29 protein-coding genes are annotated in these 25,707 nt (G+C 67.8%); 18 read left to right on the top strand and 11 right to left on the bottom strand.

The window, feature by feature from the left end; translation table 11 throughout:
- Nucleotides 1-34 precede the first annotated feature (34 nt).
- A complete protein-coding gene (locus ACT54L_RS13950) occupies nt 35-895 on the bottom strand; it encodes a hypothetical protein (RefSeq protein ID WP_476086223.1) in 861 nt (286 codons plus the stop codon).
- A gap of 400 nt (nt 896-1,295) precedes the next feature.
- On the opposite strand from ACT54L_RS13950, the gene ACT54L_RS13945 reads away from it, so the two are divergent.
- From ACT54L_RS13945 to ACT54L_RS13880, 14 genes are all read left to right on the top strand, one after another.
- A complete protein-coding gene (locus ACT54L_RS13945; protein ID WP_476086222.1) occupies nt 1,296-1,850 on the top strand; it encodes a peroxiredoxin in 555 nt (184 codons plus the stop codon).
- 3 nt (nt 1,851-1,853) lie between these two features.
- Entirely contained in the window at nt 1,854-2,393 is a 540-nt protein-coding gene (ahpD, locus tag ACT54L_RS13940; RefSeq protein ID WP_274777990.1) for an alkylhydroperoxidase, AhpD family, read from the top strand.
- A gap of 237 nt (nt 2,394-2,630) precedes the next feature.
- Nucleotides 2,631-4,574: a nif-specific transcriptional activator NifA gene (gene nifA / locus ACT54L_RS13935; protein ID WP_476086221.1), complete on the top strand. Its 1,944-nt coding sequence runs from the start codon at nt 2,631-2,633 to the stop codon at nt 4,572-4,574.
- A 475-nt stretch (nt 4,575-5,049) separates the two neighbouring features.
- On the top strand, nt 5,050-6,546 hold the full coding sequence (gene nifB / locus ACT54L_RS13930) for a nitrogenase cofactor biosynthesis protein NifB (protein ID WP_476086220.1): 1,497 nt from the start codon (nt 5,050-5,052) through the stop codon (nt 6,544-6,546).
- Nucleotides 6,543-6,800, top strand: a complete 258-nt coding sequence (locus ACT54L_RS13925; protein ID WP_476086352.1) for a 4Fe-4S dicluster domain-containing protein — start codon at nt 6,543-6,545, stop codon at nt 6,798-6,800. The genes nifB and ACT54L_RS13925 overlap by 4 nt, the downstream gene beginning before the upstream one ends.
- Before the next feature lie 128 nt (nt 6,801-6,928).
- Complete coding sequence (locus ACT54L_RS13920) at nt 6,929-7,720, top strand: 4Fe4S-binding leucine-rich repeat protein (RefSeq protein ID WP_476086219.1); 792 nt, start codon at nt 6,929-6,931, stop codon at nt 7,718-7,720.
- Nucleotides 7,704-8,024 carry a nitrogen fixation protein NifZ gene (locus ACT54L_RS13915; RefSeq protein ID WP_476086218.1) on the top strand — a complete coding sequence of 107 codons (321 nt, stop codon included), beginning with the start codon at nt 7,704-7,706 and terminating at the stop codon, nt 8,022-8,024. The genes ACT54L_RS13920 and ACT54L_RS13915 overlap by 17 nt, the downstream gene beginning before the upstream one ends.
- A complete protein-coding gene (gene nifT / locus ACT54L_RS13910; protein ID WP_209103376.1) occupies nt 8,021-8,239 on the top strand; it encodes a putative nitrogen fixation protein NifT in 219 nt (72 codons plus the stop codon). The genes ACT54L_RS13915 and nifT overlap by 4 nt, the downstream gene beginning before the upstream one ends.
- A 3-nt stretch (nt 8,240-8,242) precedes the next feature.
- Nucleotides 8,243-9,163, top strand: coding sequence for an SIR2 family NAD-dependent protein deacylase (locus tag ACT54L_RS13905; RefSeq protein ID WP_476086216.1), 921 nt, complete (start codon nt 8,243-8,245; stop codon nt 9,161-9,163).
- Nucleotides 9,164-9,172: 9 nt separating this feature from the next.
- Complete coding sequence (locus ACT54L_RS13900; RefSeq protein WP_476086214.1) at nt 9,173-9,598, top strand: thioredoxin domain-containing protein; 426 nt, start codon at nt 9,173-9,175, stop codon at nt 9,596-9,598.
- Nucleotides 9,599-9,606: 8 nt separating this feature from the next.
- Nucleotides 9,607-10,083, top strand: coding sequence for a hypothetical protein (locus tag ACT54L_RS13895; RefSeq protein ID WP_476086212.1), 477 nt, complete (start codon nt 9,607-9,609; stop codon nt 10,081-10,083).
- The gene (locus ACT54L_RS13890; RefSeq protein WP_476086210.1) at nt 10,080-10,604 is read left to right on the top strand and encodes a hypothetical protein; all 525 of its coding nucleotides are present in this window, start codon (nt 10,080-10,082) and stop codon (nt 10,602-10,604) included. Before ACT54L_RS13895 ends, ACT54L_RS13890 begins: the two co-directional genes overlap by 4 nt.
- A 183-nt stretch (nt 10,605-10,787) precedes the next feature.
- A complete protein-coding gene (locus ACT54L_RS13885) occupies nt 10,788-11,429 on the top strand; it encodes a YoaK family protein (RefSeq protein ID WP_476086208.1) in 642 nt (213 codons plus the stop codon).
- Nucleotides 11,430-11,565: 136 nt separating this feature from the next.
- Nucleotides 11,566-12,240 carry an ArsR/SmtB family transcription factor gene (locus ACT54L_RS13880; RefSeq protein ID WP_476086206.1) on the top strand — a complete coding sequence of 225 codons (675 nt, stop codon included), beginning with the start codon at nt 11,566-11,568 and terminating at the stop codon, nt 12,238-12,240.
- A 3-nt stretch (nt 12,241-12,243) separates the two neighbouring features.
- On the opposite strand, the gene ACT54L_RS13875 is transcribed toward ACT54L_RS13880, so the two are convergent.
- From ACT54L_RS13875 to ACT54L_RS13855, 5 genes are all read right to left on the bottom strand, one after another.
- A complete protein-coding gene (locus ACT54L_RS13875) occupies nt 12,244-13,374 on the bottom strand; it encodes a cation diffusion facilitator family transporter (protein ID WP_476086204.1) in 1,131 nt (376 codons plus the stop codon).
- Nucleotides 13,375-13,471: 97 nt separating this feature from the next.
- Nucleotides 13,472-14,248: a 3-oxoadipate enol-lactonase gene (pcaD, locus tag ACT54L_RS13870; protein ID WP_476086202.1), complete on the bottom strand. Its 777-nt coding sequence runs from the start codon at nt 14,246-14,248 to the stop codon at nt 13,472-13,474.
- Between the two features lie 126 nt (nt 14,249-14,374).
- Nucleotides 14,375-14,584 (bottom strand): DUF3126 family protein, encoded by a 210-nt coding sequence (locus ACT54L_RS13865; RefSeq protein ID WP_209103382.1) that lies wholly within the window; start codon nt 14,582-14,584, stop codon nt 14,375-14,377.
- 76 nt (nt 14,585-14,660) lie between these two features.
- Entirely contained in the window at nt 14,661-15,533 is an 873-nt protein-coding gene (cysE, locus tag ACT54L_RS13860) for a serine O-acetyltransferase (protein WP_476086199.1), read from the bottom strand.
- Nucleotides 15,534-15,622: 89 nt separating this feature from the next.
- Nucleotides 15,623-16,375 (bottom strand): alpha/beta fold hydrolase, encoded by a 753-nt coding sequence (locus tag ACT54L_RS13855; RefSeq protein WP_476086197.1) that lies wholly within the window; start codon nt 16,373-16,375, stop codon nt 15,623-15,625.
- A gap of 307 nt (nt 16,376-16,682) precedes the next feature.
- Here ACT54L_RS13855 and ACT54L_RS13850 point away from each other — a divergent pair, with 307 nt between their 5' ends.
- Nucleotides 16,683-18,101 carry an alanine/glycine:cation symporter family protein gene (locus tag ACT54L_RS13850; protein ID WP_476086195.1) on the top strand — a complete coding sequence of 473 codons (1,419 nt, stop codon included), beginning with the start codon at nt 16,683-16,685 and terminating at the stop codon, nt 18,099-18,101.
- Between the two features lie 57 nt (nt 18,102-18,158).
- Here ACT54L_RS13850 and ACT54L_RS13845 read toward each other — a convergent pair whose 3' ends face one another.
- Both ACT54L_RS13845 and ACT54L_RS13840 read right to left on the bottom strand, forming a co-directional pair.
- Nucleotides 18,159-18,902, bottom strand: a complete 744-nt coding sequence (locus ACT54L_RS13845; RefSeq protein ID WP_476086193.1) for a TerC family protein — start codon at nt 18,900-18,902, stop codon at nt 18,159-18,161.
- Between the two features lie 3 nt (nt 18,903-18,905).
- Nucleotides 18,906-19,886: a lipid kinase gene (locus ACT54L_RS13840; protein WP_476086191.1), complete on the bottom strand. Its 981-nt coding sequence runs from the start codon at nt 19,884-19,886 to the stop codon at nt 18,906-18,908.
- Between the two features lie 305 nt (nt 19,887-20,191).
- Here ACT54L_RS13840 and ACT54L_RS13835 point away from each other — a divergent pair, with 305 nt between their 5' ends.
- A complete protein-coding gene (locus ACT54L_RS13835; RefSeq protein WP_476086189.1) occupies nt 20,192-20,815 on the top strand; it encodes a LysE family translocator in 624 nt (207 codons plus the stop codon).
- A gap of 62 nt (nt 20,816-20,877) precedes the next feature.
- Here ACT54L_RS13835 and ACT54L_RS13830 read toward each other — a convergent pair whose 3' ends face one another.
- Entirely contained in the window at nt 20,878-21,852 is a 975-nt protein-coding gene (locus tag ACT54L_RS13830) for a Tim44 domain-containing protein (RefSeq protein ID WP_476086187.1), read from the bottom strand.
- Between the two features lie 393 nt (nt 21,853-22,245).
- On the opposite strand from ACT54L_RS13830, the gene ACT54L_RS13825 reads away from it, so the two are divergent.
- A complete protein-coding gene (locus ACT54L_RS13825) occupies nt 22,246-22,497 on the top strand; it encodes a zinc-finger domain-containing protein (protein WP_476086185.1) in 252 nt (83 codons plus the stop codon).
- A gap of 4 nt (nt 22,498-22,501) precedes the next feature.
- The gene (locus ACT54L_RS13820; protein ID WP_476086183.1) at nt 22,502-23,674 is read left to right on the top strand and encodes an FAD-dependent monooxygenase; all 1,173 of its coding nucleotides are present in this window, start codon (nt 22,502-22,504) and stop codon (nt 23,672-23,674) included.
- Between the two features lie 11 nt (nt 23,675-23,685).
- On the opposite strand, the gene ACT54L_RS13815 is transcribed toward ACT54L_RS13820, so the two are convergent.
- A complete protein-coding gene (locus ACT54L_RS13815; protein WP_476086351.1) occupies nt 23,686-24,522 on the bottom strand; it encodes a CheR family methyltransferase in 837 nt (278 codons plus the stop codon).
- Nucleotides 24,522-25,682 carry a protein-glutamate methylesterase/protein-glutamine glutaminase gene (locus ACT54L_RS13810; RefSeq protein WP_476086350.1) on the bottom strand — a complete coding sequence of 387 codons (1,161 nt, stop codon included), beginning with the start codon at nt 25,680-25,682 and terminating at the stop codon, nt 24,522-24,524. Before ACT54L_RS13810 ends, ACT54L_RS13815 begins: the two co-directional genes overlap by 1 nt.
- Between the last annotated feature and the right edge of the window lie 25 nt (nt 25,683-25,707).

The following is a 25,707-nucleotide window of genomic DNA, read 5'->3' as shown; positions in this document are numbered from 1 at the left end:
GCTATTTTCAATGGGAATGCGCCGCCGGCTATTTTCAATGGGGATGCGCCGCTGGCGCTTGGCCGGCCTCCATGGCCTGCACCAGGCGCACCGCGTCCAGGGTCGCCGCCGCGATGGCGCGGGCGCGAGGGGCAAGGCCGATCCAGCTGGGCGCCTCGTCCGGGGAGGGGTCCACCTCGGCGATCTTCAGCCCCTCCGGCACATCCACCCCGCTGCGCACCAGGCCGCGCAGGCGGCCGGCGAGCGGAGCGGCGATGACCTGCCCGCCACAAGTGCCGAGCGGCGCGCCCTGCAGCACCCCCTCGCCGATGGCGGCCTCCGTGAGCCACAGGCCGGCAGCCGGCGCGCGGGCGAAGCGCTCGCGCCCGGCGCCCGCCAGCGGCGCGGAGCGGCCATGGGCGGCCAGCGTCGCGCCATCGGTCACCACGCCGATCAGGTCGGGGGCCGTCTCCACCGCCACATCCACATGGCGCCCAGGGATGAAACCGGGACCAAGGCCGATGGTGGCGCGGGCGAAGGGGCGCACATCCACCTTCAGCGCCCGCATGCGCATGCGCGCATCCACCAGCACGTCGATGAGGCCGAGGCACAACAGCTCGCCCAGCTCCATCACCGTGACCGAGATGGCCGAGCGCTCCATGCAGGCGTGCAGCAGGTCCACCAGCCCATAGGCGGGGCGCGCCAGCACGCCCTCGATCTCCAAGGCCCCGCCGATGAGCGCGTCGTCGAACGCCATGCTCCGCCGCAGGACCGGCTGGCCGGGATCGCGGGACAGGACCACCCCATAGCCCGCCTGGAAGAGGGCATGCCCCACGGCGGAGGCGACATCATTGGTGCCGAGTACCACGGCCAGGGGCACCCGCCCGGACGGCACGAAGCCCGATTCGCTGCGCATGCTGTCTCCCGGCCGCAAGAAAGTGTGACGTCCCGGACGTCCGGGACGGCTCGCTCCCCCCTCAAGCGACATTCGTGCCAAGGCGCACGCCAAGGCGCCCCCCAGGGCGCAAAGCCCCCGCCGCGGCGGGCAAACGCCCTCCAGTGCTGGCCCGCCCCACGCCCGGGCGGCCGGGCCGGGGGCGCCGCGCGCAGCGGGCGGCGCATATGCGACATGCCACGCCGGCTGCCCGCGCCCGCCGTGTCGGAAACCCGACAATGCTGCCACGCAGCATTTTCGGTTCGCATTTGCGGCCTTTGGAACTATGAGACATTTCGCAGCGCACGAAATGGCACATCGCTTGCTGCGCTGCCTTCGACCCGCGGGGCGTTTCGCCTCGGTTCCTTATTCGGAGACAGTCATGCTCGGCATCGGCAGCGTCCTTCCCTCCTTCTCCATCACCGGCGTGAAGCCCGGCTTCAACTTCCATGAGGAGAACGGCCAGTCGGCCTTCGAGACCCTCACGGAGCAGAGCTTTCCCGGCAAGTGGAAGATCATTTTCTTCTATCCGAAGGACTTCACCTTCGTTTGCCCGACCGAGATCGCCGAGTTCGCCCGTCTGGCCGGCGATTTCGAGGACCGGGACGCGGTGGTGCTGGGCGGCTCGACCGACAATGAGTTCGTCAAGCTCGCCTGGCGGCGCGACCACAAGGACCTGAACCGCCTGCCCATCTGGTCATTCGCCGACACCAATGGCTCGCTGGTGGACAGCCTGGGCGTGCGCTCTCCCGATGGGGTCGCCTATCGCTACACGTTCGTGGTGGACCCGGACAATGTGATCCAGCACGTCTATGCCACCAACCTGAACGTGGGCCGCAACCCGAAGGACACGCTGCGCGTGCTCGACGCGCTGCAGACCGACGAATTGTGCCCCTGCAACCGCGAAGTCGGCGGCGACGTGCTGAAGGTGGCCTGAGGCATGTCCATCGACGCCCTCAAGGAGCAGATCCCGTCCTTCGCCAAGGACGTGAAGCTGAACCTCTCCGCCCTCCCCCGCGAGGACAGCCTCACGCCCCAGCAGCTCTACGGGCTGCTGGTGGCCTGCGGCTACACGACCCGCAATCCGGTGGTGGCCCAGGCGCTGGAAGCCGAGGCCGCCCCGCATCTGACGCCCGCCGCCCTCGACGCGGCCAAGGCGGCAGCGGCCATCATGGCCATGAACAATGTCTATTACCGCTTCACCCACCTCGCCTCGAACAAGGCCTATGAGACCTTGCCGGCCAAGCTGCGCATGAGCGTGATCGGCAATCCCGGGGTCGACAAGGCGGACTTCGAGCTGTGGTCGCTGGCGGTTTCCGCCATGAATGGCTGCGGCCGCTGCATCGATTCCCACGAGAAGGTGCTGCGCGAGGCCGGGGTTGGGGAAACCCAGATCCAGGCCGCCGTGCGCTTCGGCGCCATCATCGCCTCGGCGGCGGTGGCGCTGGAAGCGGCGGGACTGCCCGTGGCGGCGGAATAGCGAAATCCAGGGCCCGCGCGCCTTTGCGCCCGGGCCCTCTCCCGCCAGGGCAAGTGCGGAAAAATCAGGCATGACTGCCTGACTTGATCCAGATCAAAGACCGGAAGCCGGCCAAAGCTTCTCCTTAGAAATCCTCCGAACTCATCGGACAAGATGTCTCCCAAGCGAGACCGAGCGTGAGGAAGCTCAAATATTGGAGGGCGGTTTCCGACACCCGTGCGCGGTGAGGAGCACGCCATGACGGACTTCTACCAGGTACGCGTCCCTCGGGGCTCGGCCAACGGGCCGACCAACGCCAATTCCGGCAGTGCCAGGACAGTCATGACCAGTCCGCTTGTCCCGCCAGCCCCCGTCCGGGTTGGCGAAGGGAAGGCCGTAGCGCCGCAGCCGATCCCGGTTGCCGCGCCGCGCCCGTCCGCCGCATCCAGGGGCACCTCGCCCGAGGTGGCCCTGATCGGCATCTATGAGATTTCCAAGATCCTGACCGCCGCCCGGCGGCTGGAGGTGACGCTCGCCAATGTGGTGAACGTCCTGTCCTCCATGCTCCAGATGCGGCACGGGATGATCGTCATCCTCGACCGGCAGGGCGAGCCGGACATGGTGGCCACCACCGGCTGGACGCCGCAGATCGCCCAGCACATCCGCTCGCGCGTGCCGCAGAAGGCCATCGACCAGATCGTTGCCACCGCCACGCCGCTGGTGGTGCAGGACGTGAGCGCCCATGCCCTGTTCGAGGGCCACGAGGATCTCTTCGCCCCGGCGGAGGACGCCACCGTCTCCTTCATCGGCGTGCCCATCAAGGCGGACACGCGGGTCATCGGCACGCTCTCCATCGACCGCGTGTGGGACGGCACCGCCCGCTTCCGCTTCGACGAAGACGTGCGCTTCCTGACCATGGTGGCGAACCTTGTCGGGCAGACCGTGCGCCTGCACGAAATGGTGGCGGGCGACCGCGACCGCCTGATCGCCCAGACCCATCGCCTGGAAAAGGCGCTGGGCGGGGAGAAGGAAGACCATTTCCCCGATCTGCCGGCCACCGGCATCCTCGGCGACAGCATGTCGGTGAAGCGCCTGATCGCCACCGCCAAGATCGTGGCGCGCTCCAATTCCACCGTGCTGCTGCGCGGGGAAAGCGGCACCGGCAAGGAGTTGTTCGCCCGCGCCATCCACGAATTGTCGCCCCGCAAGGACAAGCCCTTCATCAAGGTCAATTGCGCCGCGCTTCCCGAGACGGTGCTGGAATCCGAACTCTTCGGCCATGAGAAGGGCGCCTTTACCGGCGCGCTGAATGCCCGGCAGGGGCGCTTTGAGCTGGCCCACGGCGGCACGCTGTTCCTGGACGAGATCGGTGAAATCTCCGCCGCCTTCCAGGCCAAATTGCTGCGCGTTTTGCAGGAAGGCGAGTTCGAGCGGGTGGGCGGAAACCGCACGCTGAAAGTGGATGTGCGGCTGGTGTGCGCCACCAACAAGAATCTGGAAGACGCGGTGGCCAAGGGCGAATTCCGCGCCGACCTCTATTACCGCATCAATGTGGTGCCGCTCATCCTGCCGCCCTTGCGCGAGCGCACCGGCGACATCCCCAAGCTCGCCCGCGCCTTCCTGGAGCGCTTCAACCGCGAGAACCAGCGCCACATGCAGCTCTCGCCCCAATCCCTGGAAGTGCTGAAGAAGTGCTATTTCCCGGGCAATGTGCGCGAGCTGGAAAACTGCGTCCGCCGTACCGCCACCCTGGCGGAGGACGATGTGATCGTGCCCCACGACTTCGCCTGCGACAGCGGGCAGTGTTTGTCCGCCATCCTGTGGAAGGGCAGCGCCCCCAAGGCGACGCAGAATGTGGGCGTGCCCCAAGGCATCCCCCCCGGCATCCCACAAGGCATCCCCCAAGGGCTCCCGAGCGGCATGCCATCAGCGGTGCCGCCCGCGCACAGCTTGCCCGCGCCGGCCTCCCCCGTGGTGCCCCTCTCGGCCGAGGCGCCGGTCCACACCGCGCCTCCCGCCGCCTGTCCCGGCGCCGATGCTTGCCCGGTGGTGCCGCCCCGCCTCTCCGAGCGCGAGCAATTGCTCCAGGCCATGGAGCGGGCCGGTTGGGTGCAGGCGAAGGCCGCCCGCATTCTCAACCTCACCCCCCGCCAGGTGGGCTACGCCCTGCGCAAGCACGACATCGACATCAAGAAATTCTGACGGTCGAGATTTGGGTTTGGGCGTGCCGCCCGGCCCAGTCGCAACCGTCATGCGCGGGCTTGTCCCGCGCATCCACGGCCAAATGCTGGATCGGCGCAGGAAAAGCCTGTGCCTGGCCAATCCCCGCGGAGGACCGGAACGAGTCCGGCCATGACGGCGGAGATGGGTTTTTATGCCCCGCGCGCTGTCCTCCCGAAGGCCATCATCGTGCTGATGGACGACCGCCCCCGCGCCCCGCCCCGGCGCGGGGGCGGTGGCGTTTCAGGGCGCCCGCATCGCCCTCCGCACAATCCGACAGCCGCGCGACGGGCCTGTCGCACATGCGACAGGCGACGGCGGACAAAGCCGGACAATGGGCCGACAAAGGCCCGACACCGCTCCGACGCACCTCCGACAGGCCCTTTATTTTCAATGCCTTATCCCATGGCATGACGCTTGCGAGAGCTATTCCAGATTTCATGCCGGAGTGCTTCTCATGTCCGCACCCATGTTTTCCCTGGACAAATTGATCGCCTCCCCGGTCTCCGTTGAGGAGATGCGCGCCAAGCTGGAAGGAGGCGGTTGCTCGTCCTCCGCCTGCGGGTCCTCGGCCAAGCCCGACGATCTGCCCCAGGATGTCTGGGACAGGATCAAGGACCATCCCTGTTACTCGGAAGAGGCGCACCATTACTTCGCCCGCATGCATGTGGCTGTGGCTCCGGCCTGCAACATCCAGTGCAATTACTGCAATCGCAAATATGACTGCGCCAATGAGAGCCGCCCGGGCGTGGTCTCGGAAAAGCTGACCCCCGACCAGGCCATGCGCAAGGTGGTGGCGGTGGCGAACGAAGTGCCGCAATTCTCCGTGCTCGGCATCGCCGGCCCCGGCGACAGCTGCTACGACTGGAAGAAGACCAAGGCCACCTTCGAGGCGGTCTATAAGGAAATCCCCGACGTCAAGCTCTGCCTGTCCACCAATGGTCTCGCCTTGCCGGACCATGTGGACGAGATCGCGGAAATGAATATCGACCACGTCACGGTCACCATCAACATGGTGGACCCGGAAGTGGGCACGAAGATCTATCCGTGGATCTTCCACAATCACAAGCGCTACACCGGCTATGAGGCCTCCAAGATCCTGCACGAGCGGCAGATGCTGAGCCTGGAAATGCTGCGCGACCGCGGCATCCTGGTGAAGGTCAACTCGGTCATGATCCCCGGGGTCAATGACGAGCACCTCCTGGAGGTGAACAAGTGGGTGAAGGAGCGCGGCGCCTTCCTCCACAACGTCATGCCCCTGATCTCGGCGGCCGAGCACGGCACCCATTATGGCCTGACCGGCCAGCGCGGCCCCAGCGCCATGGAATTGAAGGCGCTCCAGGACAAGCTGGAAGGCGGCGCCAAGCTCATGCGCCATTGCCGCCAGTGCCGCGCCGACGCGGTGGGCCTCTTGGGTGAGGACCGGGGCCAGGAATTCACCCTCGACCAGATCCCGGAATTCGTCACCTACGACCCGGCCAAGCGCGCCGCTTATCGCGAGGTGGTGGCGAGCGAGCGCGGCGATCACGTGGCCAAGAAGCAGGAGATCAATTCCGAGATCCGGGCCATGGAAACCGACGGCACCCTGCTGGTGGCCGTGGCCACCAAGGGCGGCGGGCGCGTGAACGAGCATTTCGGCCACGCCAAGGAATTCCAGGTCTATGAGGCCACCCCCAAGGGCATCCAGTTCGTCGGCCATCGCAAGGTCGACAATTACTGCATGGGCGGCTTCGGCGAGGATGCGACGCTGGACGGCGTGATCGCGGCGCTGGAAGGCGTGGAAGTGGTGCTGTGCGCCAAGATCGGCGACTGCCCCAAGGACGCGCTCACCGCCGCCGGCATCCGCGCCACCGATGACTATGCCCTCGAATATATCGAGGCGGCCATCGGCGCCCTCTATGCCCGCGAATTCGGCCGCACCGTCACCGACCAGAAGCTCGCGCTCTCCGCCTGAGGAGAGCGCCCAATCCCGGCCGCGCGCGGCCTCATGACCAGCGAAGGGAAAAGACCATGTCTCTCAAGATCATCGTGTCCCAGTGCACCGTCTGCGGCGCCTGCGAGTTCGAGTGCCCCAATGCGGCCATCCGCATGAAGGGCGACACCTACATCATCGACCCCAAGAAGTGCACCGAGTGCGAGGGCCAGTTCGACGAGCCCCAGTGCGCCGCCGTCTGCCCGGTGCCCAACACCTGCGTCCCCGCCAACTGATCCACACGCGGCGGGCCGAGCACCGCCGTCCGCCCTTGGCCGCTCTGGCGGCCTTGGCCGCCCACGGCCGCCCTTGACCCGGCTTGTGGCGCGGACGGTGACATCAGCCAATCGGGGGAAGGCGAAGCATGGCCGGAGACGCGGCGGAAGACGTCGAAAGCGGGCCGGAGGCGCTCGACTGGCAAGGTCGTCCCTTGCGCTGCCAGGATTGTCCTCATGAGGACATCCACGCGGAAGGGCGCTGCGACCTCGGCAAGATCTGCGTCGCCGATCGGCGGGGCAAGCGCATCGACCGCTTCTTCGCCCGCAATCCCGATCTTGCCGCCCGCTATCTGGCCCATCCCTATTTCGAGGTGAGGACGCTCGCCGCCAAGCATGCCAGCGTCTTCCTCATCGGCTCTTTGAAGGACGACCCGGAGCCGGAAGTGCGCACCATGGTGGCCTATCGCCTGCCGCTCACACGGGCGCGGGAGATGCGCAAGGACCCGGACCGCCGGGTGCGCATCGCCATCACCCATCGCCTGGAAGGGGGCGATCTCGTCTCCATGCTGGCGGACGAAGACTATTATGTGCGCCTCACCGCCGCCCGCCGCGCTCCGCCGGCGGCCCTGGTGATGGCGCTGCACGACACCGAGGCCGAGGTGCGCCGCGAGGTGGCCCGGCGCATCGGGCCGGCGCACCTGCCCACCATGGCGGGTGATCCCGACCCGCTGGTGCGCCTCGCCGTTGCCGAGCGCCTGCCGCCCGCCCGCCTCACGGTGCTGGCGCGCGACGGCGACATGCGGGTGCGCTTCGCGGTGGCCGAGCGCATCGACCCTGCGCACCTGCGCGGCTTTGTGCAGGACGAGGTGGAAGCCATTCGCGAGCTGGCGCAGCGCCGCCTCGCAAACGAGGGAGGACGCCATGGGCCTCGGACGTGAGCAGGACGTGGAGATCTTCAAGGAACCGCGCTTCCGCCCCGGCGAGAAGGTGCGCTCCACCAAGCATGTGAAGAATGACGGCACCTATCCCTTGAAGGAGATCGGCGAGAATCTCGTCCGCAAGGGCGATGTCGGCTATGTCCGCGACATCGGCATCTTCCTCCAGCAATTCTACATCTATGCGGTGGAGTGGGTGGAGCGCGGCACCATCGTGGGCATGCGCGGCAAGGAACTTGTCAGCCTCGACAACCCGCCCCCCGCCGCCGAAACGACCGCCCCCAAGGCCGAGGAGGCCCTCCCGTGAAGCTGATGATCCGCAAGACCCCCGCCGGGGCGCTCTCCGCCTATGCGCCCAAGAAGGACCTGGAGGAGCCCATCGTGGACCAGGAGCATGCGGCGCTGTGGGGCGGCTGGGTGAAGCTGAAGAATGGCTGGACCTTCACGCTCCCCGACATGCCCGCCGACACCCGCCTGCCCATCACCGTGAACGCCCGCAAGATCGGCGGCGAGGAGGACTGACCCATGTCCGCATCCCCAATCACCGCATCCCCCATTCCGGCCCCCGACGCCATCCGCCCCGCCGCCGCCCCCGTGCTCTCCGGGGCGGCCGCGCAGGCCCATCTGAAGGACGTGGCGGCCTGGCTGAAGGCGGACCGGCTCGTGCCCTATCTCGGCCCCGGCGTGGTGGCGGCAAGCGGGGCGGGCGGCACCGTGCCGCTGGCGCCGGAGGCGCTGGCCGCCGAACTCTCCAAGCGCCATCCCGCGCCCGGGCGGATGCGCACCAATATGTGGGCGGTGGCCCAGTTCATCGACCAGCGCCGCCACCGCAAGACGCTCACCGCCTGGATGGGCGAGATCTTCGCCCCGAAGCTCTCGCCCTCCCCGTTCCAGTCCTATCTGGCGGGGCTACCCATCTCGCTCATTGTGGACACCTGGTATGACGGCGCCATGCGCGCCGCCTTCGCGGGCACCGGCCGGACCGATTTCGGCGAGATCCAGGGCATCACCCGGGCGGGCATTACGCAGGACATCTGGACCCGCGCCTATGACGCGGCCGGCACGCTCGTGCCCGACGCCACGGCGGAAAGCTGGACCACCATTCTCTACAAGCCCCATGGCGCGGTAACCCCGGCCCAGAACTTCCTGGTGGCGGACAGCGACTATGTGGAGGTGATGACCGAGATCGACATCCAGTCGCCCATCCCGCCCGTGGTGCGCGACCGCCGGTCATTCCGGGGCTTCCTGTTCCTGGGCTGCCGCTTCCACGACCAGATGCTGCGCACCTATGCCCGGCAGATCATGAAGCGCTCGCGCGGCCCCCATTTCGCGGTGGTGGATGCGGCCTCTCTCACCCGCAACGAGGCCCGCTTCTTCGCCGAGCAGGAGATCGCCGTGCTCGACCTGCCGCTGGGTGCGGCGCTGGACATCCTGATGGACGCATAGGAGGCGGGGGTGGCGCACATCGTCTTCTACGGCAAGCCCACATGTGGCGGGAATGCCCGCCAGCGGGCGCAGCTCGCCGCTTCCGGCCACGAACTGGAGGTGCGCGACCTCTTCACCCATCCCTGGAGCGCGCAGACGCTCCGCCCCTTCTTCGGCGACCTGCCGCCGGCCGACTGGTTCAACCGCTCGGCGGTGAAGGTGAAGAGCGGCGAGGTGGTGCCGGAGGCCTATGACGAAGCCGGCGCGCTCGCCGCCCTGCTGGCCGATCCGCCCCTCATCCGCCGCCCGCTCCTGGACATTTCCGGCCTGAGACTGGCGGGCTGGGATGGCGAGATGCTGGACGCCCTCATCGGTCTTGCCCCCCGCGCCCAGCCCGTGACGGAGGCCTGCATCCATCCGGCCGGCAGCGCCTGCTCCGGCCCGTCGGCCGCCTGAGGCCGCCCGTGAACGGGGAGCGCCTCATCGATTTCGGCCCGCTGCCGGAGGCGGTGGACGCCCTGCTCCAGGCCGGCGTGCGCGCCCATCGCACCGACAAGGCGGCGGCCGAGGCCCTGTTCCGCGCCGCGCTGGCCGAGGCCCCCGACGCTTTGCCGGTGCATCTGTGCCTCTACAAGATCCATGCTTATGCCGGGGACGGGGATGCGGCGCTGGAGGCCGTGGAGGCCGCCATCGCCGAAGCCGCCCGGCAGGCGGGCCTGCCGCCGGACTGGCTGAAGTGGCCGCCCTTTCCGGGCCAGGAGGGCCCGGAGCGCTTCGCCCTCTATTCCCTGAAAGCCCTCGCCTTCATTCGCCTGAAGCGCGGCGAGCCGGAGGCGGCGCGGGCGGCGCTCGACACCCTCGCCCGGCTCGACCCGCACGACCAGGTGGGGTCCCGCGTGGTAGCGGCGCTGGCCGAAGGGGTCGCGGAGGCCGTGGCGTGAGCGCGCCCTTGGCCGACAGCCGGCCCAATGCGGAGGCCTGGCTGGAGGGCCGCTATCACGAGGACCTGGCGCCGGAAGCGGAACGGGCCATCCGTGCGGCCGGGCTTGCCTGGCAGCGGCCGCAGGAGGCGGAGCGGCATCTGGCGGAGGCCGAGCGCATCGCCGGCGACCATCTGGCGGTGATGATCGCCCGCTATCGCTATGCCCTCTACAAGCACGAATTTTCCACGGCGCTTCTCCAGGCCGAGCGGGTCCTCGCCGCCGCCGCGCGCCGGCTCAACATTCCCGCCGACTGGCGGGAGGTGCGCGCGGGGGACGCCGACTTTTCCTCTGACGCGCCGCAGGTGCGCTTCTTCCTGTTCGTGCTCCAGGCCTATGGTTATGTGCTCCTGCGGCTGGATCGACTGGACGAAGGCACGGATGCCCTGCGCCGGGTGACGGAGCTCGACGTGCGCGACCAGACCCGCACCCGCATCCTGCTGAAAGTCATCCTGGACCGGGCCGAGGCGGGCGCGGATTAAGCCCTCCCTCCAGGCTCCCCTTTCACCCACGCTAGCCGCGCCCGCAGGCCCGCCCTTGCGCCACAGGGCGATTGCAAGTGAAAAGCCCTGCAACCGCAATCCCTTCCTGTCCCTCTTTTCCGCATTGCCGCCATCTCATTGCGGCGCTTCCATTGCACCCGCCCGGCGTGATACCCGCCCCCTGTGCTCCGCTACGATCTTCACCTGCGCTTCATCGCCGTCTGCCTGTCGGCCCTCGCCGGCTTCGTGGACGCCCTCGGCTTCATCGAACTGGGCGGCTTCTTCGTCTCGTTCATGAGCGGCAATTCCACGCGCGTGGGCGTCGGGCTGGAGAACGCGTCGGAATCCCTGCACTGGGCCATCGCCGCCGGGCTCATCTCCAGCTTCGTCGCCGGCGTGGTCACCGGCACCATTACCGGGCGCCTGCTGCACCGGCGCCGGCACACCGTGCTGCTGCTTCTGGTGGCCACCATGCTGGCGCTGGCGGGCACACTCCATGCCCTCGACTTCGGCTTTGCCACGGTGGCGGCCATGGCCTTCGCCATGGGGGTGGAGAACACCGTGTTCGAGCGCAATGGCGAGGTGAGCATCGGGCTGACCTATATGACCGGCACGCTGGTGAAGCTGGGGCAGCACATCGCCGCCGCCGTCATGGGCGGCAGCCGCACGGCCTGGCTGTCCTATCTCAGCCTGTGGTCCGGCCTCGTGGCGGGCGCCTTCGGGGGCGCCCTGCTCTATCCGCACATGGGGCTGAATGCCATCTGGCTGGCGGTGGCAGGCGCCCTGCTGCTGGCGGTCGGCACCCGCCGCTTCTGGTTCGGCTGAAGCCCTCCATCCGACAGGCAAGAGGACCGGCGGCCGACACCGCCGCGGGAGAGGCGCGCGCTGTGCCGGGCGACAGGGCGCCACGGGCCACTTGACTCCAACATTCCAACGATCAATAGAATGATGGATGAAGCGCATGAGACATGGAGACCTAACCCCAGCCCAGATTGAGGCGGCGGCCGGCATGTTCGCGGCGCTGGCCGAACCGGGACGCCTGCGGCTGCTCATCCATCTTTCGGCCGGGTCCGCCTCCGTGTCGGACCTCGCCGAGGCCATGGGGGAAAAGCTCACCACCTTGTCGGCGCGGCTGAAGGTGCTCCACGCGGCGCGGCTGGTGCGCCGCCAGCGGCGCGGCAAGTCCATCATTTACCAATTGGCGGACGCCCACGTGCTGGCCCTGGTGACCAGCGCCGTCGACCATGCCTGCGAACACCAATGCGAAGAGGAGACAGCCATGAGCGAGACCTGCAAGATCCACCCCAACCACGACCATGCCCACGGCCCCGGCTGTGGCCACACCGCCATCAAGCATGGCGACCATGTGGACTATCTGCATGACGGCCACCTGCATCATCCCCATGGGGACCATGTGGACGAGCACGTCATCGAGGTGAGCGCCACCAATCCCGACGCCTGCACCGCCGGCCAGCCCTGCACGGGCCATGAGCCCGGCCATGTGCACGGCCCCGGCTGCGGCCATGAGGCGGTGCCCCATGGCGACCATGTGGACTATCTGGTGGATGGCCGCCTGCACCACCCCCATGGCGACCATTGCGACGATCACGGCCCGGTGGAAATCGTCCGAGCCTGAGGCTCACACCACGGTGGGCGAGGCGAGTGGGCAAGGCAATTCGCCCGCCTCCACCTGCAAGGCCGCATGGCCGATCTCGAACTGCGCCTTCAGGCCGGCGCAGGTTTCCATCAGGAAGGCGTCGTCGAGGACGGCGCCCGGCCGGACCAGATGGGCGGTGAGCGCCACATCCGTCGTGGACAGCGCCCAGATGTGCAGGTCATGCACCTCGCGCACGCCGGGCCGGGCCGCCAGATAGGCCGCCACCGCCGCCCGGTCGATGCCCGCCGGCACCGTATCGATGGCCAGGTTGAAGCTGTCGCGGAACAGGCCCCAGGTGCCGGCGATGATCGCCACCGAAATGGCGATGGAGACCACCGGGTCCAGCCATAGCCAGCCGGTGAGCCCGATCACCCCCGCCGCCACCACCACGCCCAGCGAGATGGCCGCATCCGCCACCAGATGGACGAAGGCGCCGCGCACGTTCAGGTCCTTCTTACGGTCCGCCATGAACAGCAGAGCGGTGCCGAAATTCACCCCGATGCCGACCAGCGCCACCACCATGACCACGCCCGTCTGGATGGGCTCGGGATCGCCGAAGCGGGTGATGGCCTCCCAGATGATGCCGCCGGTGCCGGCGATGAGAATGAGCGCATTGGCCAGCGCCGCCAGGATGGAGGTGCGCCCGAAGCCGAAGGTGCGCCGGTCGGTGGGTGGCCGCCGCGACAGCCACGCCGCCGCCCAGGCCAGCAGCAGGCCCAGCACGTCCGACAGGTTATGGCCCGCATCCGCCAGCAGGCTGAGCGAGCCGGAGAGCACCCCGAACACCGCCTCCACCACCACGAAGCCGAAATTCACCGAGGCGCCAATGGCGAAGGCCCGCAGCGAGGACGGCACCGCATGGGCATGGCCGGCATGATCGTGCCCGCCGTGAGAATGGCCGGAATGGGAATGGCCCGCATGGTCGTGCCCGGAATGGTCATGGCCGGAATGGGCGTGTCCTTCGTGGCCGTGGTCCGCCGCGTCGTGATCGGCGTGGCCATGGCCACCGCCAGCATGGGCATGGGCATGGGCATGGGCATGGGCATGGGGCCCCCGCCCCGCGGCCGTGCCGTCACCTGCGCCCTGCGCCGGCTCGTTGGACATTTGCGCCATCTGTCACCTCCGCCCCGTCCCGGCCCGACAACCGGCCTCCAGCACCTGGACCTTAGCGAGGCTCGATGACACTTCGTACCACCACGAGGCGGCGGGGTCAGACGAGGAAGCCGGTCACGGCGGCGGCGAAGGCCTCTGGCACCTCGATGGCCGACATGTGGCCGGTGTCCAGCACCGTCTTCCGCGCGCCGGGGATGTGGGCGGCGATCAGCTCGCCCCACTCGGGCGGAGTCGAACGGTCCTGCGCGCCGATCACCACCAAAGTGGGCGTGCGGACATGGCTGAGGTCATGGCGGAAATCCATGTCGCGCATGGCGCAGCTGGTGGCGGCATAGCCCACCGCCGGTGTTTCCACCACCATGGTCCGCACCCGCGCCACCTCGGCGGGGGCCGCCTGCCGGAAGGCGGGGGTGAACCAGCTCTCCACCACCGCATCGGCAATGGGCGCCGTGCCGGACTTGCGCACCGCCTTGATGCGCCCCTCCCACAGCCGGTGCGGCCCCGCATGGGCGGTGGTGTTGGCCAGCACCAGGCGGTGGAGCCGCTGCGGCGCGTTCACCGCCATCCATTGCCCGACCATGCCGCCCAGCGACAGCCCGCACAAATGCACCTGCGGCAGGTCGAGGGCATCGAGAATATTGATGAGGTCGCGCCCGAGGTCGCCCATGGAATAGACCGCGTCCGGCGCCGCGCTCTGGCCATGGCCGCGGGCATCGTAGCGGATCACATGGAAGCGGTGGGCCAGATGCGGCACGAGGGCGTCCCACATCTCCAGGCGGGTGCCGAGCGAATGGGCGAGCACCAGCGCCGGCCCCTTTCGGAGCCCGCTCGTCTCATAGCGGAACCGCTCGCCGGCAATGTGGAGAAAAGGCACGGGCGCCCCCAGAACGGCATCTTGTATGCCACGATTCTGTATCCCGTATTCGTCCGCCTGAAAAGCGGGCACCGGGGGTCCGGGGGGCCAAAGGGGCGACGGCGCACCCGCGCCGCCGCCTAGGTCTCAATCCAGGTCGGTATCGAGAATGGCCATCTGGAAGTTGTAGGAAAGGTCGCCGTCCTCCTCGTCCTTGAACAGGACGCCGATGAATTCGTCGCCCAGATAGACCTCGGCGGAATCCTTCTTCTTCGGACGCGCGGTAACCTTGATCTGCGGGTTGCCGAACAGTGTTCTGAGGTATCTCTGTACGCGTTCGAGCTCGGTCTTATCCAACCTTGAATCCTCCAGGAGTGTCACATCGGCCGCGCCTGCGGCCGGGGGGCGACGGGCGGCCAAGGCCGCCCGGTCATCAGATGTCGGCGCCAGCAAAGATGTTGTCGTCGAACATTTGGTCCATGGCGCGGGCCGGCTCGGCACAGCCCGCCTCCCCCACCACCTTGGCGGGAATGCCCGCCACCGTGGTGGCCGGCGGCACAGGCTTGAGCACCACGGAGCCGGCGGCAATGCGTGCGCAATGGCCCACTTCAATGTTGCCCAGGATCTTGGCGCCGGCGCCGATCAGCACGCCGCGGCGGATCTTGGGATGGCGATCGCCCCGCTCCTTGCCCGTACCACCAAGGGTAACCCCTTGAAGGATCGAGACATCGTCCTCGATGACGGCCGTGGCGCCCACCACCAGGCCGGTGGCATGGTCAAGAAAGATGCCGCGCCCCAGGGGCACGGCGGGGTGGATGTCCACCGCAAAGACCGAGGAGGCCCGGCTCTGAAGATAAAGGGCAAAGTCCCGCCGCCCCTGCCGCCACAGCCAATTGGCGAGGCGGTGGGTCTGGATGGCGTGGAAGCCCTTGAAATACAAGACGGGATCAAGCGTACGGGTGGCCGCCGGGTCGCGGTCCACCACCGCCATGATGTCCGCCCGCACCGCCTGCGGAATAGAGCTATCCCCCGCGCACGCCTCATGAAAAGCCGCCCGGATGACGGCGGCGGGCAACTCCGCATGGTCGAGCCGCGCAGCAATGCGCTCCGCGATGACAGCCTCAAGACTGCCATGGCCGAGCACGGCGCTGACAAAGAAGCTGGCGAGCACAGGCTCGGCTTCCATGGCCGCGTCAGCCTCGTTGCGCAGGCGCGACCAGACGGGATCGAACGTGTCCTGCCAACGCTCCGCGCTCTTGTCCCGCGCCGCGGGCGCGGGGCGCGTCTGAAACAGGGTCTGGGGCATTTCTGCCTCCTGGATGGGTCCATTCGCTCCAGTTCTAGCACAAGCTGCGGCCGAGGAAGAGCGTTCCGCGCGCCTGTGGATGCCGCCCCTCACGGGCGGCGCGCGAAGAAGTCCAGCACGCCCTGCTTGAACACCTTGTCCCCCACCGCCGGATTGTGGTCCCGCCCGGGAATGTCCAGCGCCTCGCCATCCGGCAGCAGGGCGGCGAGGGCATGGGCGTCGCCCGCAACCGCATCCCGCGTCCCCACCGCCACCAGGACCGGCTGGAAGATGCGGCGCACTTCGGCTTCGGAGAGCACCTGCCGCGAGCCGCGAATGCAGGCGGCGAGCGCCTTCAGGTCGGCCTTGTTGGCATCGCCAAAGGCGCGGAACATGCGGCCCATGGGGTCGGTCACATCATCGAGACTGGGCGCTTCCAGCGCATCGGCGATGGATTGCGGCAGCCCCGCCCCCTCCACCAGATGGATGCCGAGCCCGCCCATCACCAGCGAACGCACCCGCTCGGGATGCAGCAGGGCCAGGTGCGCCCCGACCCGCGCGCCCATGGAATAGCCGATGATGTCAGCCTGCGGCACATGGAGGTGATCGAGCAGCCGCGCGGCATCGTCTGCCATCAGCTCGGTGTGATAAAGCGCTGGATCATAAAGCTTTTCGGACGCCCCGTGGCCGCGATGGTCGAACGCGATCACCCGTCTCCCGGCACCCTGGAGAAGCTTCACCCAGCCCGTATTGACCCAGTTGATCTCCTTGGTGGAGCCAAAGCCATGGATGAGCAGCACCGCGTCGCCCGTGCCCTCGTCCAGATAGGCCAGCTCGACACCGTCGGATGAAAAGGTGGGCATCAAAGTCCTCGTTTGCCGCCATCCCGGGAGCGCGGAACCTAATGCGCCCGAGGGCGCAGGGGAAGCCACCGCCGGCACCCGGCGCGCCCTCTGCCGAGGCCACGTCCCACCATCGCCCTGTCCCGGAAGGGGGGACAGGCGCGCGCGACAGCACCGGTCACGCCATGCCGTGGCCGGCGTCCACCACCGGACCAAGAAACGTCACGCAATTGAAATGTAGAGCACTTTTCACACGAGAAACATCCGCTTAGCCTTTTGGACGAGATCCGGGAGCCGGAGGGGCTCACGGCGCCGGGTGGAGGGGCGGATGGATGCGATCATCGATTTCCTGAACACGATCTTCTGGGGTTACGTGCTCATCTACGGGCTGCTGGCGGTGGGGATCTACTTCACGCTGCGGCTGCGCTTCATCCAGATCATCCATTTCCCCGAGATGATCCGCTGCGTCACCGGCTCCTCCGCCACCGACAAGGCGGGAATTTCCCCGTTTCAGGCGCTGTGCACGTCGCTCGCCTCGCGCGTCGGCACGGGAAACATCGCGGGCGTCGCAGTGGCACTCTATCTGGGAGGACCCGGCTCCATCTTCTGGATGTGGATGGTGGCGCTGGTAGGCATGGCCACGGCATTCTCGGAAAGCACGCTGGCGCAGCTTTACAAGGTGCGCAATGAAGACGGCCAGTATCGCGGCGGCCCTGCCTTTTATATTTCCCGCGGATTGAAGGCGCCCTGGGCGGGTGCGCTGTTTTCCATCTGTCTCATCCTGTCCTTCGGCCTGATCTTCAATGCGGTGCAGGCCAATTCGATCGCCGATGCGGTGGCGGGCGCCTTTGGCGTGCCCAAGATTGCCACCGGCGTAGCGGTGGCGGCGCTGACCGGCGTCATCATCTTCGGCGGCATTGGAACCGTCGCCCGGGTGGCCGAGATCGTGGTGCCCTTCATGGCGGCGGGCTATGTGGGAGTGGCGCTATATGCGCTCATCGCCCACATGGGCGAAGTGCCCTCCGTGCTCGCCCATATCGTGCGCAGCGCCTTCGGCCTTGAGCCGGCGGTGGGCGGCGTCACCGGCGCCGTTGCGGCGGCGATGATGAACGGCGTGAAGCGCGGCCTTTTTTCCAACGAAGCGGGCATGGGCAGTGCGCCGAACATCGCGGCGGTGGCAACGCCCGAGCCGCATCATCCCGTCAGCCAAGGTTTCGTCCAGGCGCTCGGCGTCTTCATCGACACCATCGTGATCTGCACGGCCACCGCCTGCCTGATCCTTCTGTCTGGCGTGTTCGAGCAAGGCAACGGGGTGACCGGCACGCAGCTGACACAGGCCGCGATGAACGCCCATATTGGCCCGGCGGGAACCTATTTCATCGCGGTCGCCATCTTCTTCTTCGCCTTCACCTCCATCATCGGAAACTATGCCTATGCAGAGAATGCCCTGACCTTCCTGGGCCTCGACCACAAGGGATCAAAGACGGCCCTGCGGGTCGGCGTGTTGGCCATGGTGATCTGGGGCGCCTATGAGAGCGTGGCCACCGTGTTCAACGCGGCGGACGCCTCGATGGGATTGATGGCGACCATCAACCTGGTCGCCATCGTGCTGTTGTCCGGCCTCGTGGCGCGCCTGTCCCGCTCCTATCTGGAGCAGCGCCGGGCCGGCAAGGTCCCGGTGTTCCTCGCCGAGGACATGCCCGAGCTGGCAGGCGAGATCGAAACCGAGATCTGGAGCCGCCACTGAACCGGGCGGCGCCGGAATGGAGAGTGGCCGCCCGCTGGCGCGGGCGGCCCTCCCGCATCAGTGGGCGCCCTTCCTCCGGTTGGCGCGGCGCACCAGCATGTTGAGCACCTCCACACCGGACGAAAAGGCCATGGCCGCATAGACATAGCCCTTCGGAACATGGGCGCCGAAGCCTTCCGCGATGAGCGTCATGCCGATCATGATGAGGAAGCCCAGCGCCAGCATCACCACGGTGGGATTGGCCTCGATGAACTTCGCCAGGGGATCGGCGGCCAGCAGCATGACGGACACCGCCACGAGCACGGCGATAATCATGATCGGAATATGCTCGGTCATGCCCACGGCGGTGATGATGCTGTCAATGGAGAAGACCAGGTCCAGCATCAGGATCTGCACGATGGCGGCGGTAAAGCCGATGCTCGCCTTGGCGCTCTCGAACATGTCCGAGCCCGGGTCCGGGTCCACATTGTGATGGATTTCCTTGGTCGCCTTCCACACCAGGAACAGGCCGCCGGCGATCAGGATGATGTCGCGCCAGGAGAAAGGATGGCCGAAAACGGTGAGGATGGGCTGCGTGAGCTGGACGATGATGGCCACCGTGCCCAGCAGGCCAAGCCGCAGGATCAGCGCAAGGCCGATGCCGATGCGCCGTGCCTTGGAGCGATGCTGCACGGGCAGCTTGTTGGTCAGGATGGAGATGAAGATCAGGTTGTCGATGCCGAGCACGACTTCCATCGCCACCAGCGTCACCAGGGCGACCCACGCCGCCGGGTCGGCAGCCAATTGCAGGAGATAATCCATGTCTCACTCTTTTGAAGGTGTAGGGGCGAGGATGCGTCGGGAACTTTGGAACGCGAGGGGCCGGCTCGGCGGGGCATAGACCCGCAGCACCGCCGGCCGGATACGAAAATGGGCGGGCGTCCAGGTGGTCAGCTCACCGTCGGTGTTCACGGCGCGCGGCTTGCGGGTGCGGATGATGACCTCGGTGGTGCGAAAGGCGCGCACATCGTCCCAGCGGCCCTGCGTGCCGCGGCGCAGGCTGGGCAGAAGGCGCAACAGGCGCCACCAATGGTCCACTTCAAGGGAATAGAAATCCAGCGTGCCGTCGTCGGCCGTGGCGGTCTCCGCGACAGCCATGCCACCCCCGTAATAGCGCCCGTTTCCCACGGACACCTGGAGGGTGCGCACCGTCTCAATGGTACCGTCATGCTCGATATAGGCGGTAAAGAGCCGGGATTGTGCGATGAGCCGCGCGGCTGTCACCGCATAGCCGAGCACCCCCCAGCGCTTCTTCGCGGCGGCAGTGAGTTCGCGCGCCAGTTCCGCGGAAAAGCCAATGCTGGCCACATTGAGGAAGGGATGGCCGTTGACTTCCCCCAGATCCACCAGCCGCGGCTCGCCAAAGGCGATCAGCTGCGCTGCGGCGACGGGGTCGGCGGGAATGTCGAGGGTGCGGGCAAAGTCGTTGGCGGTGCCGAGCGGTAGGACGCCGAGCGGCAGCGCGGTATCGTAAAGACCGGCCGCCGCGCCGTTCAACGTGCCGTCTCCCCCGCCGATGATGGCGAGGTCGCAGGAGGAGGCCTGCTGCCGAATGAGATCGGAGAGGCTCGCGCCCTTCTGGAGCGCGGCCTCCTGGAGAGTGATGCCCCCCTCGGCGAGCACCTCGCGGACTTCCGGCAGGGGAACATCCCCCTGCCGCGCCTTCGGGTTCACCACGAAGAGCGCACGGCGGGGTCGATACAGCAGGGACGTGCTTTTCGGATCCAAAGGGCCACTCACCGGCATAAGTGTCGGAGCTGATCCGACATCACGCGTGCATCATGCTCGCGTCAGAGGGGCCCGGATCGCAGCTCCCTAACTAACTACTCCAAGGGGCAGTTCCAGGCTCCGCCCTATGTGGCGGAATGTCGCACATGACACTCAGTCAGCAGGGAGACGCCTCCTGCCCTTAGGGCACTTTACGGTGCGCTCTCCCAATGGCTTGATCGGGGCAGACCGGACGTGCGCCTGGCCGAAGGCGGCTGCGACGCGCGAAGACCGTCCCGCGCCCGCTGAAAGAGACCTTTAGAACAAAGGTTTAGGGAGGAACCATGGATCTTGAAACCTGGGCGGCTTTCGTGGCCGCCTCCGCCGTCTTGCTGGTCATCCCCGGCCCGACCGTGCTGCTGGTGGTCTCCTATGCGTTGGGCCAGGGCTGGCGCTCGGCCGTGCCCATGGCCATCGGCGTGGCGCTTGGGGACTTTGCCGCCATGACCGCCTCGCTGGCGGGCGTGGGCGCCCTGCTTCTCGCCTCGGCCGAGCTCTTCACTGCAGTGAAATGGCTCGGGGCGGCCTATCTCATCTATCTCGGCATCCGGCTGTTCCGCGCCGGTGGATGCCTGGAAGCCTCCCCCCGCACCACCCCGGCTTCCGCCGCGCACATGCTGGGCCATGCGTTCCTGGTCACCGCGCTCAATCCCAAGAGCCTGACCTTCTTCGTCGCTTTCCTGCCGCAGTTCCTCGACCATGGCGCTCCGCTGCTGCCGCAGATGGCCATTTTCTGTGCCACCTTTCTGGTGCTCGCCTTCGCCAATGCCTTTGGCTATGCGCTGGCCGCCGCCCGGGCGCGCCGCCATGTGGGAAATCCGGCCATCATCAAGGCGGTGAACCGCACCGGCGGCTCCTTGCTGGTGGGCGCAGGCCTCATCGCCCTCACCGCCCGCTCGGGACACTGAAACACGAACGGCGCTGCCAGGGGCAGCGCCGTCGAAACGTGCATGTGAGTTGCAGGACGGGATCAGGTGTCCTGGATGGCCGACAGGGTCCAGGCACCGCCGCGGGTACGGGTGAAGGTCCACACTTCGGTGGTCTCCGTGGTCCCGTCCGTGCTGCCGGGCGCCGGCTGGCCGGTGGTGCGGTTCACCATCCGGTCGCGCATGGAATAGCGCATGGCCACCGTGGCATAGTCCGTCTGCCCTTCGCGCCAGGCTTCGGCGAGGTCGCCCTGCAGGAGCTTCACCTCGCTCACCTGGTTGCGCAGGCCGCGCGCCTCATTGTCGCGCAACTCCTCGGTCAGGTAACCATACACCTCCGGCGTGGTCAGGGTGCTGAGGGCGCCGAGATCCTCGCGGGAGAACGCGCCCTGCACCTCGCCAAGCAGACGCTCGAAGCTGTCGAAATCGGCACCCGTCAGGCCGATGGCATCGCGCACGCCCTTCTGCGCCGGAGCCTGACGAGGCTGCGCCTGACCGCCGCTGAGGCCACCCAGACCTCCGATGCCGCCCAGGCCACCCAGGGCCGAGCGGGGTGCGCCGAGATTATCCCGCGCCATGGACGCCGGTGCACCGGCCGGCGAGGGCTGGCGCCGGGCCGCCAGCAGGCGGAACACCAGCATTACGACGATGCCGATCAGCGCAGCCTGAAGGAGGAGGCCCAGGAAGCCGGCCATGCCGCCGAGGCCGTGGCCCAGCAGAAGGCCTACGAGACCGCCGATGGCAAGGCCGCGCAACATGGAGCCAGCAAAGCCGCCACCGAACAACCCGCCGCGCGCACCGGCGGCGCTCTGGGGCGCGGTGGACGGCTGGGTCACGGAGCGCTGAATCGGCTGTGCAGTGGACGGGGCTGTCTGCGTGCTGGGCGGCGCCTGGTAGGTGCGCGTGCCCCGGCTGCCGAACCCGCCGCCCTGGCGGGCATCGGCCGTGTGAACGGTGGCAAGGCTCATGGCCGAGCCCAGTGCGACGATTGCGGCGAACATCGCCAAACGCTTGAACATGCTCATTCCCCTCGAACCCTCACGACCCCGACGACCTTCCGTTCCTTCGCCGCCCAGCGAACTGCGCCCCTGCCCCAGGGGAGCCGGAGCGTGATGTGCTGCGGACAATGGTCTTTCCGTGAAGGCCTGTTGCATTTCCTTCCCTAGCGTCATGCCCATTCATATGGGGTGCCGGGGGTGGGACACCAGGGAGGGGCCGCGCACTTTTTTGCGAGATGAACGCCATCCCTCCGGACCAACCGGGTGCCCCACCGAGATGGTCAGACCAAGGCAGCGCCGAGTCGCCTCGGGGTGCGAGCGGGGGACGAGCCGGTCTCCCCCCTTGGACGGGCAGGGCGGAAGCGCTAAAGTCCCGCCGCGCTGCAACAGGTGGCGCAAGAGACGGATCGGATCATGGCAGCCATCGGCATTCCCCACTTCTGTAACGACCTCGGCGTGACGGTCATCGAAGTGGGCGCGCGGGAATTCATGTGCATCGGCGCCCGTCCGCCCTTCGATCACCCCCACATCTTCCTCGATATGGGCGGCGACACCGAGATCATCTGCTCCTATTGCTCGACGCTCTACCGCTACAATCCGGCCCTGAAGGCCAATGAGGCGAAGCCCGAGGGGTGCGTCTGGCAGGGCCAGTCCGAGGCGGCGTGACGCCGTGGCGCCCGGGAGCGCAGTGGCCGCGGCGCGCGACGCATTGGTCGTCGGCGCGGGCATAGGAGGCTTGACGTGCGCGCTGGCACTGCGCCGCGTCGGCCTGGATGTCTGTATCCTGGAGCAGGCCCCGGCACTTGAAGAAGTGGGTGCGGGCCTGCAGCTCACCCCCAACGCCACGCGCATCCTGCGCGATCTCGGCGTCCTGGACGCCGTTCTTGACGTGGGCGTTCTGCCGGTGGCGCTCGAGGTGATGGAGGGCCGCACGGCCCGCCTGATCGCCCGCTGCGAATATGCGCCGGCGACCGCCCGCTACGGCGCCCCTTTCCTCGTCATTCACCGGGCCGACCTGCACGGCGCTCTGGCCCAGGCGGCGCAGGCGGCGGGCAACCGCATCGTGCTTGGGGCGCAGGTGGAAGGGGTGGAGGCGGACAACGGTAAGGTCGCGGTCATCGCCAGCCGGGATGGCGAGCCGCTCCCGCTGGAAGCGGACCTCCTGGTGGGCGCCGACGGCATCCGCTCGACGGTGCGCGCCCAGCTCGGCCATGCGGCGACACCGGTCTTTGCCTCGCGCCTCGCCTATCGCGCCACCATTCCCTCGCCTTACGAAGGCGAACCGGTGGTGCGGCTTTATCTCGGCCCGGACGCGCACTTGGTGACGTATCCGGTGCGCGGGGGAGACGCCACGAACGTGGTCGCCGTGGTGAAGGAAGAGCGGCCCGTGGCGCGGTGGAGCGAGCCGGGGGAAACGTCCACCGTCCATGCTGCCTTTTCCGGCTGGGCAGATGAGGTGCGCGCCTTGCTCGGCCGCGCACCCGATTATCGCTGCTGGGGGCTCTACGACATCGATCCCTTGCCGCGCTGGGGCACGGGGCGCAGCACGCTGCTGGGCGATGCCGCCCACGGCATGCTGCCTTTTCTCGCCCAGGGGGCCGCACAGGCGATCGAAGATGCCTGGTGCCTCGGCCAAGCCGTGCGGGAGCACACCGAGGCCGAGCAGGCGCTGCGGGCCTATGAGGCCGCCCGCCGGCCTCGCACCGCCCGCATCCAGCGGGAGGCGCGCGCCAATGGCATGGTCTACCATCTGGCCGGGCCGGCCGCTTTTGCGCGCGACACGGTCCTGCGGCTGACCGGCAGCCACCTGATCGACAGGTACGACTGGATCTACAGCGCCTAAGCAGCGGGGGCTCAGGCCCCCACGGCGGCGGCGGAGGTCTGGTTGGGAATGTAGAAGCCGCGGCAATCGGGCATGGCGCGGAAGGCATCGCCCAGCCCCATCACCGTCTCTGCTCCGCCAAGCACCAGGAACCCGTCCGAGGTGAGCACCCGGGCGATGCGGTTCAAGATGTCCGTCTTGGTGGGGGCGTCAAAATAGATCAGCACGTTTCGACAGAAGACAATGTCGAAGATGCCGAGCCCGAGGAAGGGGTCGAGCAGGTTCAGGCGGCGATATTCCACCATGGACTTGACCTGCGGGACCACCTCCCACATGTCGCCAGCCTTGACGAAATACTTCAGGAGCATCGGGGCGGAAAGGCCACGCTGCACCTCGAACTGATTGTAGCGCCCGGCCCTCGCCCGATCGAGCACCTCCGTCGAAAGGTCCGTGCCGATGATCTCGACCCGACGGTTTCCGATGACGCCGGGATGCTCCAGCAGCGTCATGGCCAGGGAATAGGGCTCCTGTCCGGTAGAGGCGGCCGCACACCAGATGCGGATGGGAGCACCGAAGGGACGCCGCTGATGGATCTTCGGCAGCATCAGCTTGGTGAAGTTCTCGAACGGCGTGCGATCCCGAAAGAACAAGGATTCGTTGGTGGTCATGGCTTCGACCACCGCCTCCGAGATCAGCAGGGAGGTGCCGTCCCGCAACACATTGGCGAGGTGCGCGAAATCCAGGAGATCGAACCTGCGCAGGAGGGGCGCAAGACGGCTCTCCAGGAGATAGTGCTTGTCGTCCGACAAGACGAGGCCCGAACGCTGCTTCAGGAAACGACGAAAGAAGTCGTAGTCGGTAGGCGTTATCATGACCGGGCTCCCGTCAACATGCGGTTGACCTTGCGGGCGATTCCATCGAGCGGCAGGATCTCGCAGGCATTGCCTGCGGACGCCGTCGCACCGGGCATGCCCCACACCACGCTGGTCTCCTCGTCTTGAACAATCACGCTGCCACCGGCATCGGCGATGACGCCGGCGCCGCGCGCGCCGTCGCTACCCATGCCGGTCAGCACGAGGGCGAGCACATGGGTCCCGAAGGAGTGCGCCACCGCATTGAACAGGGGGTCCACGGCCGGCCGGCAGAAATTCACCGGCGGGTCGTCATTGAGCCGGATGATGCCGGGCTTACCCTTCGCGCGCTCGATCACCATGTGGCGGCCACCGGGCGCGATGTAGATGCGGCCGGGAAGCAGTTCTTCCCCGTCCACGCCCTCGGCGGCGGGCCGGCCGGCGGCACGGCTCACGTGCTCCGCCAGAATGGCGGTGAAGGTGGCCGGCATGTGCTGGGCGATGACGACGGGAACTCCGCCAACCGCCGGGCCGATCTGGCCGAACAGCCGCGTCAGGGCCTGGGGGCCGCCTGTTGAACTGCCGATGGTGAGAATCCCCACCGGCGACATGGAATAGGACCGCATCTTGGTTTCCCCCCGCTTCAGGGGAGCCGCGACGGGGGGCGGCGGGGGAGCAGCGGTCGGTCGGACTGGGGCCGGACGCGCTCCTTCGCTGGCGGCGGGCGCGGACGGAGCCACCGCCGCGGGCGCCGGCGCGGTGGGACGCGGCCCGCCCGGGCGTCGCCGCGCCCTTTGGCCGAGGCTTCGCACCTTCGCCAGCAAATCCCGCTTGAAATCATCGGCCGCGGCAATACCGCGCCCGGCATCGGGCTTGGGCAGATAATCGGCCGCCCCGAGGGTGAGGGCCCGCAAGCTCACTTCCGCCCCGCGGCGGGTGAGGGTCGAGGCCACCATCACCATGGTGTTGGGCTTGCGCTCCAGGATGATGGGCAGGGCCTGAAGCCCGTCCATGTCCGGCATTTCCAGGTCGAGGATCACCACATCCGGCTGCGCCGCGACGATATCGTTGACCGCCAGCCGGCCGTTGGCGTGGGTGGCGACCACGTCAAACTCGGGATCCTCGGTCAGCCAGGTCTTCAGGATGCCGCGGACGAAGACGGAATCATCCACGATCATCACGCGGATGCGGTCCCCCGACGGG

Source organism: Aquabacter sp. DMC10, assembly GCF_056314145.1.
This window is presented reverse-complemented; position numbering and strand designations above follow the sequence as displayed.